A 10,148-nucleotide genomic window follows, 5' to 3' on the forward strand; every position below is an offset into this window, starting at 1 on the left:
ACCACCGTGTCCCGCAACACACCATGCTGGCCGCAGCGGTGGCACCAGTCGTCCGGCTCGACAACCTGACAAGCGATCACCGCCCGTCCAGGCTCGAGTCGTTGACCAACCGCAACCAGGCCCAGCTCGTCGAGCCGGCAGAAGGTGGTCAGGTCAGGGGTCGCGAAGGTAGCGTCAGGCACGTCGAGGTCTTCCCGATGGGTTGGTGTGAGAACCCCCATCCTCGGAAGACCTCGACCCCTACCCGGTGACCGACACGCCAGCCACCATCACACCCCCACTACACCGTGGATTGTGATGAGCCAGAATAGCGGCTTTTGGCCGATTTGGGTTAGTCTGTTGACAGGCGGGCTCGAGTCAGATTATGTTCAGTTCCAGTCAGTAATGACCCATACAGGGGGGAGACAACATGAAATTCTGATTCGTGGCGGGCGCAGGGTTAACACAGTCATGTCTCTTTCAATGCGGTCCACAAGGAGAATGCCAAGGGGTTCGACCACTTATCACTGGGGCTGAGCACCCGACACGCCCGCAATGGACGACATGGGGTTGACTTGATCTAACTGGGGTGAGGACATGGTGACTACGCACGTTCTGTACACGTCGTCGCGCCCTGATCCTCTCGAATCGACGTCACGTCCGACGCTCTCACCAATAACTGGGGCAACCCTCGTATCGATGCTCATCGCGACCGGGATATATGCCATGTACTCGCTGATCAGATATGACCAGTTCCGCACAGGCGGCTACGATCTGGGGATCTTTGATCAGGCCGTGCGGCACTACGCACACCTGAAATCACCCTTCTCTCCGATCAAGGGGTATCAATACAATCTGCTCGGTGACCATTTTCATCCGCTACTGATTGTCTTTGCCCCGTTCTACTGGCTTTGGGATGACCCCAGAGTCCTGCTAGTGGGCCAAGCAGTCGCAGTGGCGGCCTGCATCCCTGTCCTGGTGAGGATGTGTGACCGGCGAATGGGACCGGTCCTGTCTCGTCTCATCGTGCTCGTGGTCATGGTGTCGTGGCCCCTGCAAGGACTCATCGACTTCGACTTCCACGAGATCTGCCTGGCGATGCCCCTGCTGTGCCTGGCCTTCGATGCTCTGGATCGACGGAGCTCCGTCGCCTTCGTCGCATGGTCGATCCTTCTCATCGGGGTGAGGGAGGACATGGGGCTGGTCGTCACGATGCTGGGGATCATCTGGATCGTGCAACCCCACCGAGACCACACTCCGGCCATCGAGACCCGTCGACGCCCCGCGGTGGGCATTGCGATGATCCTGACAGGAGCGATCTCCTTCATGCTGGTCGTCGGCGTCCTGATCCCCCATTTCTCGGGCGGTGGGAGCTACGGCTACTGGGACTACCCCGATCTCGGAACGGGACCCTCGGCCATGATTCAATCGATTCTCACCCATCCCGGAGGCGCATTCCACCTCGTGGTGGACAACGCCACCAAGCGCCAGACCATCGGCTGGCTGACACTTCCGTTTCTCTGCCTCTTTCTTCTCTCACCGAGATGGATCGCAGCCACACCGCTCATCATCGAACGATTCTGGTCCTCACGACAGCTCTTGTGGGAGCCCCGCTTTCACTACAACGCTCCCATCTTCCTGATCCTGTTCATCGCCGCAGTCGACGCACTCAGCTCCAGGCCTCTGCGCCGATGGCGGACTCCCCTGTCCTGGGCGATGCTCGCCGCGCTTGCCATCACGATCCCCGTGGTCCACACGGCGAACCCCCTCGCCGAACCGTTCGCACAACTCCCGGGCCAGATCATCGCCCACAGCTCGCCATCCGTCCAGACCTCCCGACAGGCACTGGCACTCATCCCGGCCAACACATGCGTGACCGCCGACGACAGACTCGTCACACACCTCACCAGATCCAACCGTGTCACCGTCCCCGGAACGACAGGCCCAGAACCCACATACATCCTCCTCGACATGTCACAGTCAGACACCGGAGGAGGACTCAGTGAACCCCACACAGCGCTGAGGACGGCGATTGCCTCCGGCTACCACGTGATCTTCGACAAGGACGCGATCCTCGTCCTCCGAGGACAACACACTCGCCCTGATCCGGCACGATGCGGCCCCACTGCACCATGACCCCCACGGCAGTCCACTGCGAGGTCTGTCTCAGCTGCTCTCGAGATTCTGGTCTGTGCGGATCCACTGACCGAGGTGGTTCCCGACTCAGTCCCGCCGTGCCACGGACTCCGTCCCAACAGTGACCCCTGTGCCGCCAATCATCCCGGCCGGCGGGTCCACATGGGTCACCACAGCCTGACCATCGTCCTGAGGGCATAGCAGGTGACTCGGTTCGGACCATCGCTGATGAGTCGGATCGTCATGGCAGACCTCAACCTTGCGCGTCCGGCAGCATGAGTAGTAGTCCAGTCGCCTAGGGCCCCGGGGCGGTTGTCCTGGTCCGACCCGGTCTCACCAGGGCGAGTGCGCGGTGTAGCTCTCGGGGTCGTACCAGGCCCGCAGGATGAGCTCGATCCGCTCAGACATCTCGGTCGAGGCCTCCAGCCGGATGGGCGTCCCGGTGGTCGGATGGTAGGCGGTCGCGGCATAGAACCGGATGCCCCTGCCGGTGATCCAGCGGTCCAGCCGGCCGATGATCTGGTCGCCGGCCAGGACCTTCCATGACGCCTTCGACCCCCTGGCGCGCACCGTCATCACCGACATGTGCTCCAGGTGCACACTCTCGGGCAGCGCCACCGTCTCCTCGTCGTCGAACAGCATCACCATGTTGACCAGTCCTCGCCTCACCTTGTCCCTGGGGCACGAACACTAGATGCGGGCACTGACAGGTTCGGTGCGGATGCCTCTCCCCCGGCGGGGCCAGGGGCTCGTCAGGAGCCGGTGATGCCCGATGCCGCCGACCTCACCGGTAGCCGATGACGTCGTGGCTGACCGCCGCGATCGTGTCCGCATCGATGTCGGCGGCCGGCAGTGGTTGTGACAGCTTGGTTTGGCCCCGTTGTGACGGCCTGAATCGGCCCCACGTGCAGCCTGCCGGGGTGTTGACGGTCTGAATTGGCCCCGCCCCTCCACGCTGGTCCCCATCCACTGGTGTGAGGCGAGGAGGCCGAGATGGGGTCACGAGTGCAACTGTTTGCCGACATCCGCCACGACGCGCGAGTCGATGGCCTGTCCATCCGCGAACTCGCGCGCAAGCACGGGGTGCACCGCCGCACCATTCGCCAGGCCCTCGCGGCAGCCGAACCCCCGCCCCGCAAGACCCCGGTACGGTCCGCACCACGTCTGGACCCGTACGAGCCGGCGATCGACCAGATGCTGCTCTACGACCTGACCGCCCCGCGCAAGCAGCGCCACACCGCCACGAGGATCCTGGCCAGGTTGCGTGACGAGCACGGTGCCACGGACCTGTCCTACTCGACGGTGCGGGACTATGTCAGGACCCGGCGGGCGCAGATCGAGCTGGAGGCCGGGCGGCGGGTGGAGGCGATGGTGCCGCAGGACCACGCCCCCGGCGCGGAGGCCGAGGTCGACTTCGGCGAGGTGTATGTGATCCTCGACGGCGTCAAGACCAAGTGCCACATGTTCGTCTACCGCCTGTCGCACTCGGGCAAGGCGATCCACCGCGTCTACCCGACCGGAGGGCAGGAAGCCTTCCTCGAGGGCCACATCGAGGCCTTCCACGCCCTGGGCGGCATCCCGACCCGCCACATCCGCTACGACAACCTCACGTCCGCGGTCGTGCAGGTAATCCATGGCGGTGACCGGCTCCGCGAGGAGAACGAACGCTGGGTTCTGTTCAAGTCCCACTACGGCTTCGACGCGTTCTACTGCCAGCCCGGCATCGACGGCGCCCATGAGAAGGGCGGTGTCGAGGGCGAGGTCGGCTGGTTCCGCCGCAACCACCTCACCCCGATGCCCGAGGTCGCCAGCCTGGACGAACTCAACGACCAGATCCGTGTCTGGGAAGTCGACGACAACACCCGCCGGATCGCCGGCCATGCGAACACGATCGGGCAGGACTACCGCGCCGAACTCGACCACCTGGCGCCGCTGCCGGCCGATGACTTCGACCCCGGCCTGATCCTCCACCCGCGCGTCGACCGCTCCGCCCTGATCACCGTGCGCATGGTCAAGTACTCCGTTCCGGCGCACCTGATCGGGCAGCGCGTCCGGGTCAGTCTGCGGGCCTCGTGCGTGGTCGTGTTCGAGGGCCGCACCGTGGTCGCCACCCATCCCCGCCTCGGCACGCGTGGGGTGACCCGGGTCGAGCTGGACCACTACCTCGAGGTTCTGCGCCACAAGCCCGGCGCGTTCCCCGGCTCGACCGCCCTGGCCCAAGCCAGAGCCGCGGGGGCGTTCACCGCCGCCCACGACGCGTTCTGGGCTGCCGCCCGCAAGACCAGCGGCGACGTCGCGGGCACCCAGGAGTTGATCGACGTGCTCCTGCTCCACCGCTCCCTGCCGGCCGAGGCGGTGATCGCCGGGATCACCAGCGCCCTGTCCGTCGGGGCCGTCTCGGCCGACGTCGTCGCCGTCGAGGCCCGACGCCACAGCGTCAGCCACACCGCGCCCGCGCCGCAGCGCGGCGGCACCGTGGTGAACCTGCCACCGCGCCGCCACACCGACTCGAACTCGCTGATCGCCGCGCTACCGGCCGACACCCGGCCCCTGCCCAGCGTCACCGCCTACGACGAGCTGTTGCGACGTCGCCAACCCGACCCCGCTTCGGCCACCGCCGAAGCCCATCACCACACTCCGACAGGAACCCCATGACCACCACCAACACCAGCAGCTCCCGTCCGGGCGGTCTTCGTCGTCGTCACGGCCTCACCGAACAAGCCGCCCAGGCCGCGATCGACCAGGCCTGCCGCCGCCTACGACTGCCCACCATCCGGTCCGTCGTCGATGAGGCGATCACCACCGCCACCAAGGAACAACTCACCTACCAGGGCTTCCTCGCCGAGCTGCTCCTGGCCGAGGTCGACGACCGTGACCGGCGCTCTACCCTGCGCCGTATCAAGAGCGCCGGATTCCCGCGCGAGAAGTGGCTGGCCGACTTCGACTTCACCGCGAACCCGAACATCAACCCCGCCACCATCAACGAGCTCGCCACCGGGGACTGGATCCGCCGCGGCGACCCGCTGTGCCTGATCGGGGACTCCGGCACCGGCAAGTCCCACCTGCTCATCGCACTCGGGACCGCCGCCGCCGAGCAGGGCTACCGCGTCCGCTACACCCTCGCCACCCGCCTGGTGAACGAGCTCGTCGAGGCCGCTGACGAGAAGCAACTCACCAAGACCATCAACCGCTACGGAAGAGTGGATCTCCTGGTCATTGACGAACTGGGATACATGGAGCTCGACCGGCGCGGGGCCGAGCTGTTGTTCCAGGTCCTCACCGAGCGGGAGGAGAAGAACGCCATCGCGATCGCCTCCAACCAGTCCTTCTCCGCCTGGACCGACACCTTCACCGATCCACGACTGTGCGCAGCGATCGTCGACCGCCTCACCTACAACGCCACCATCATCGAGACCGGCACCCACTCCTATCGCCTCGCCCACACGCGAGCTCGCCAGACTCTGTGACTCGACGGGTCATGGCGTGGCCATCGAGAGAAGTGCACGGCAGAGAGGCGGCCGAACCGAGTGCCGGTCGACTTCTGGTGGGTTTCTGTGCCACTGCGGGTACTGCACAGGTCCGGGGCATCGATGGTCCGGACGGGGGAGGTGGGTGACAGCCGGTGTTCGCGGTGGATCTTGATCATTTCTTCACACTGTCTTGCTCGTGCTCGACATGCCGCCTGGAGGCTTGGCGGCATGACGACGAATGAATCCTCATCCCTGGCTCGTGGGTCCCTCGCATTCCTGGGAATTGCCAGCGTGGCCGCGGTCGGGCTGGCCCTGGCCGTGCCCGACCTGACTGCTGGCTCGGGCATGGCTGGCATGGCGATGACCCACTACATGGAACTCCTCGCGGTGCGGCAACCGTGGAACCTGCTGTTGTTCATGGCCCTCCCGGTCATCCTGGCCGAGACCTTGGCGATCACGGAACTGGTCATGCTGCTGGGGCGCCGCAATGACCGGCCCGCAGCCCCGTGGGTGGCGAGGCTCAGTCGGGCTGCTGGCCTGCTCGCCGGTCCCGTGTGGGTCTTCATCGGGACGCACCTGATGGTCCACGCGGTGGTGCCCTTGACCATGAATGGGGGATGGCGCGGCCCGGCTGATGTCATCGCGGTCCTCAGCTACCTGGTCGGTGGCCTGCCCATGCTCGTGATCAGTCTCCTCGAGGCGGGGGTCCTGGGCCGCAGTAGTGAGAACCGTCTGCGGATGCACGTGGCGATGGTGGCGGCCTTCCTCGTGGTGGCCCACGTGGCGATGATCTTCGGGATGGTCGATCCGGCAGTCCTGGGAGGTGACACGTCGTCGAGCGTCATGACCCATGACATGGGTGGCATGTCCGGCATGAACCACGACATGGGCAGCATGAACCACAACATGTCCCCGTCCTCGCAACCGACGAGGTGACGCCTGCTGGGTCTCGTGGTGAGGTGGAGCCATGAGCGATGTGGCGCGCACTTCGGTGCTGGTGGTCGACGACGAACCGGTGCTGGCCGGCACGGTGAAGAACTACCTGGAACGGGCCGGCATGGCCGCAGACACCTGTGCAGACGGGAACGAGGCGGTGTCGCGGATCCGGGAGGAGCAGCCAGATGTCGTCATCCTCGACCTCGGCCTTCCGGGCCTCGACGGAGTGGAGGTCTGTCGCAAGGTGCGCACCTTCAGCGACTGCTACGTCCTGATGCTGACCGCGCGAGCTGACGAGGTGGACATGCTCATCGGGTTGTCCGTGGGCGCGGATGACTACCTCACCAAGCCCTTCAGCCCGCGCGAACTCGTCGCACGTGTCCAGGTGATGCTGCGTCGCCCGAGATCCACGGCTTCGGCATCCGTCGCCCGCAGGATCGGGGAACTGGTGGTGCATCCCGACTCGCGCGAGGCTTCCATGGATGGTGTGGCGGTGGACCTGACACGCACCGAGTTCGACCTGCTGAAGGCCCTGTCCGCGCATCCCGGACGTGTGTTGAGTCGGCGTCAGCTCACGGACATGGTCTGGGGCGAGGACTGGGTCGGCGACGACCATCTGGTCGATGTCCACGTGGCACACCTTCGCAAGAAGCTGGGTGAGGAGGCCGCCGATCCCCGCTACGTGCTGACTGTGCGGGGCGTGGGCTACCGGATGGGCCGAGGCTGATGGGAGGACGGCCATCAGAGCTGTGGCCCGGGTTGTCGTGGGGTCGACGGCTGGTGTGGACCCAGTTCGCCGTCCTGGTCACCATGAGCGTCACGCTGGTCCTGACCGCCCTGGAGATGGGCCCGCCGTTGTTCAAGAAGCACATGGCCGAGGCCGGGCACACCCAGCCCATGGTGCTGGACCATGCCGAGCGTGCCTTCCATGACGCCGGTGCGGCCTCCCTGGGATTGGGACTTGCCGCCGCGATGATGATCGCGGCGGTGACGTCATGGGTGCTGAACCGCAGCCTCATCCGAGGGCTGGATGCCCTGGCCGAGGGGGCTGAGAGGGTCGCGCACGGCAACTACGACGACCCCGTGCGCATGCCGCCACTGGGGCGCGAACTCGAATCCGTGGCCCATGAGTTCAACCGGATGGCGGCCCAGATCGCGGCCACGGAGGCCACCCGACGACGCATGTTGACCGATCTTGGCCATGAGCTGCGAACGCCCCTGTCCGTGACGCGGGTGACACTCGAGAGCCTCGAGGACGGAGTCGCCGTGTATGGGCCGGAGGTCCTTGAGGTCCTCCAACGCCAGAACGAGCGCATCACGGCGCTGGCGGCCGACATCTCCGAGGTCTCCAGGGCAGAGGAGGGGCGGATCCCCTTGGAACTACGGCTGACCCGCATCGATGACCTGGTGGAATCGGCGGTCACCTCGTGTGCGAAAGCCTGTGCCGAGGCAGGTATCCAGCTGGTGACCCGTGGCAACTGCCCCGTGGAGGTGGATGTCGACCCTGCACGCATCGGCCAGGTCCTGGACAACCTGCTGCGCAACGCCGTCCAGCACACGCCACGCGGGGGTGAGGTATGTGTGACGAGCTGGTCTGACACGGACTCGGTGTCCATCCAGGTCAGCGACACCGGCGCAGGCATACCCGCCGGTGAGGTGCCCCACGTCTTCGAACGCTTCTTCCACCAAGGATCACGCAGGGTCCGTGACGTCGACGGCGGAACCGGAGTCGGCCTGACCATCGCCAGGGCCGTCGCCCGGGCACATGGGGGCGACGTGCTGGCGGCCAGTCCGGGGGTGGGCTGCGGTGCGTCGTTCAGCCTGGTGCTGCCACGAAGTCTTGATCGAATCTCCACACTTCCCTGACCCGGTCACACTGCGGGGCGGGAAGAGTCGGGGGCATGAACACGATCACTCGCCGACAGGCCTTGCTCGCCGGCCTCGGCCTGGCATCCACCAGCGCCCTGGCTGCATGCGGCGCCAAGCAGCCCTCCCCGGCCAGCACCACCCCGGCCACATGGGCCATCCCGACCCAGACACCACTCGCCACCCCGGCCGGGGCGACGACCGTCACCCACACCCTGACCCCGCGCCCTGTCACCTTGGACCTGGGCGGTGTCCTGGCCAAGACCTGGGCCTACACCGACGAACTCGACGGGAACGTCCTGCGCGGCAAGGCGGGCGACCTGTTCCGGGTCACGGTCGACAACCAGCTCCCCACAGCCACCTCGGTGCACTGGCACGGCATTGCCCTGCGCAACGCCTCCGACGGTGTGCCTGGTGTCACTCAGGACCCCATCGCCGCCAAGAGTGCCTTCACCTACGAGTTCGTCGCACCCCATGCCGGAACCTACTTCTTCCATCCCCACAGCGGAGTCCAGATCGACCGGGGCCTGTACGCTCCCCTCGTGCTGGACGACCCACGCGATCCGGGCGACCACGACGCGGAATGGGTCCTGGTCCTGGATGACTGGACCGATGGGGTGGGCAAGTCACCGGATGCGATCTTCGCCGACTTCAAGGCCAACAGCGGCCCCCTGTCCCAAGGAATGAACCACGACATGGGAGGCATGGACCACGGCAGTTCCCCCTTGGGCGATGCCGGAGACGTGAGCTACCCGCACTACGTCGTCAACGGCCGGATCCCGGCCGCACCGCGCACCCTCACGGCACGCCCCGGAGACAAGATCCGGCTACGGCTGATCAACGCCGGAGCCGACACGATCTTCAAGGTCGGCCTGTCCGGGCACCGACTCACCATCACCCACGCCGACGGATTCGCCGTGCAGCCAGTCGAGGCGACGGCCATCTACCTCGCCATGGGAGAAAGGATCGACGCCACCGTCACCGTCGGCGACGGCGTCTTCGTGCTGCAGGCCGCCCCCGAGGGCAAGACCGGTACTCCCGCCCGCGCCATCGTCAAGACCGGCGCCGGCAGCATTCCGCCGGCCACCACCCGAATCCCCGAACTCGGAGGAAAGGCTGTCCTTGGCACCGCCCTGCGCGCCGCCGACGCAGCCAAGCTGCCCGACAAGGAACCGGAGCAGACCCTCGAGGTCCAGCTCAACGGCCAGATGAAGCCCTACGCCTGGGGCATCAACGGCAAGAAGTTCGGTGAGGACACACCCCTGTCGATCAGCCTGGGACAGCGGGTCCGGATGCGGATGACGAACATGACGATGATGGCCCACCCGATGCACATCCACGGCCACACCTGGTCCCTGCCGGGCAGCAACGGACTACGCAAGGACACCGTGCTGCTGCTGCCCATGCAGACCATCGAGGCCGACCTGCAGGCCGACAACCCCGGAGCCTGGATGCTGCACTGCCACAACATCTACCACGCCGAGATCGGCATGATGACCAGCCTGCGCTACTGACCCCAGCCCACGCCGATGCGGTTCCCGCGTCGCCCCGGGAACCGCACCGCCGCATGCCCGCACATGCCTCCGACGTCTTGGTCAAACCTTCATCATTTGCCCCGGTCCAGCTTCATGGACGCTCGACAGTCTGGATGGTGACGGCAGCCAGCCACACACGACGAAGGAGACCACCATGTACACAAACCCCACCCAGCTCAACCGCAGTGACAGCGACGCTCCCCGCCCCGCCGCCGACCCGGTACTC

8 protein-coding genes and 1 pseudogene are annotated in these 10,148 nt (G+C 66.1%); 7 read left to right on the top strand and 2 right to left on the bottom strand.

Going from position 1 to position 10,148, the window contains the following annotated elements; translation table 11 throughout:
- Positions 1–221 (bottom strand): annotated as a pseudogene (locus tag G554_RS0108900) (hypothetical protein); the annotation flags it as partial.
- Between the two features lie 355 nt (positions 222–576).
- Here G554_RS0108900 and G554_RS0108905 point away from each other — a divergent pair.
- Complete coding sequence (locus G554_RS0108905) at positions 577–2,115, top strand: DUF2079 domain-containing protein (protein WP_084648442.1); 1,539 nt, start codon at positions 577–579, stop codon at positions 2,113–2,115.
- Positions 2,116–2,448: 333 nt separating this feature from the next.
- Here the strand turns inward: G554_RS0108905 and G554_RS0108910 are convergent, their stop codons facing one another.
- Positions 2,449–2,784 (bottom strand): beta-ketoacyl synthase, encoded by a 336-nt coding sequence (locus tag G554_RS0108910; protein ID WP_245570011.1) that lies wholly within the window; start codon positions 2,782–2,784, stop codon positions 2,449–2,451.
- Positions 2,785–3,108: 324 nt separating this feature from the next.
- Here G554_RS0108910 and istA point away from each other — a divergent pair, with 324 nt between their 5' ends.
- The 6 genes from istA (at position 3,109) to G554_RS0108945 (ending at position 9,901) form a co-directional block, all read left to right on the top strand.
- On the top strand, positions 3,109–4,770 hold the full coding sequence (gene istA / locus G554_RS0108920) for an IS21 family transposase (protein ID WP_027587631.1): 1,662 nt from the start codon (positions 3,109–3,111) through the stop codon (positions 4,768–4,770).
- On the top strand, positions 4,767–5,582 hold the full coding sequence (gene istB / locus G554_RS0108925) for an IS21-like element helper ATPase IstB (RefSeq protein WP_027586303.1): 816 nt from the start codon (positions 4,767–4,769) through the stop codon (positions 5,580–5,582). The genes istA and istB overlap by 4 nt, the downstream gene beginning before the upstream one ends.
- Before the next feature lie 231 nt (positions 5,583–5,813).
- The gene (locus G554_RS0108930; RefSeq protein WP_027586302.1) at positions 5,814–6,521 is read left to right on the top strand and encodes a DUF6803 family protein; all 708 of its coding nucleotides are present in this window, start codon (positions 5,814–5,816) and stop codon (positions 6,519–6,521) included.
- 31 nt (positions 6,522–6,552) lie between these two features.
- Positions 6,553–7,248 carry a response regulator transcription factor gene (locus tag G554_RS0108935; protein ID WP_027586301.1) on the top strand — a complete coding sequence of 232 codons (696 nt, stop codon included), beginning with the start codon at positions 6,553–6,555 and terminating at the stop codon, positions 7,246–7,248.
- Positions 7,249–7,331: 83 nt separating this feature from the next.
- On the top strand, positions 7,332–8,387 hold the full coding sequence (locus G554_RS0108940) for a HAMP domain-containing sensor histidine kinase (protein ID WP_036923889.1): 1,056 nt from the start codon (positions 7,332–7,334) through the stop codon (positions 8,385–8,387).
- 35 nt (positions 8,388–8,422) lie between these two features.
- Positions 8,423–9,901 carry a multicopper oxidase family protein gene (locus tag G554_RS0108945; protein ID WP_027586299.1) on the top strand — a complete coding sequence of 493 codons (1,479 nt, stop codon included), beginning with the start codon at positions 8,423–8,425 and terminating at the stop codon, positions 9,899–9,901.
- The last annotated feature ends 247 nt before the right edge of the window (positions 9,902–10,148 follow it).

Origin of the sequence: Acidipropionibacterium thoenii DSM 20276 (assembly GCF_000423445.1) — a bacterium.
In the GTDB taxonomy this organism is placed as follows: Bacteria; Actinomycetota; Actinomycetes; order Propionibacteriales; family Propionibacteriaceae; genus Acidipropionibacterium; species Acidipropionibacterium thoenii.

Bases quoted from the DNA above. Each gene is read 5' to 3' on its own strand.
- G554_RS0108930 (WP_027586302.1), top strand. From the start codon at position 5,814: ATGACGACGAATGAATCCTCATCCCTGGCTCGTGGGTCCCTCGCATTC.
- G554_RS0108945 (WP_027586299.1), top strand. From the start codon at position 8,423: ATGAACACGATCACTCGCCGACAGGCCTTGCTCGCCGGCCTCGGCCTG.
- istB (WP_027586303.1), top strand. From the start codon at position 4,767: ATGACCACCACCAACACCAGCAGCTCCCGTCCGGGCGGTCTTCGTCGT.
- G554_RS0108905 (WP_084648442.1), top strand. From the start codon at position 577: ATGGTGACTACGCACGTTCTGTACACGTCGTCGCGCCCTGATCCTCTC.
- istA (WP_027587631.1), top strand. From the start codon at position 3,109: ATGGGGTCACGAGTGCAACTGTTTGCCGACATCCGCCACGACGCGCGA.
- G554_RS0108940 (WP_036923889.1), top strand. From the start codon at position 7,332: ATGAGCGTCACGCTGGTCCTGACCGCCCTGGAGATGGGCCCGCCGTTG.
- G554_RS0108935 (WP_027586301.1), top strand. From the start codon at position 6,553: ATGAGCGATGTGGCGCGCACTTCGGTGCTGGTGGTCGACGACGAACCG.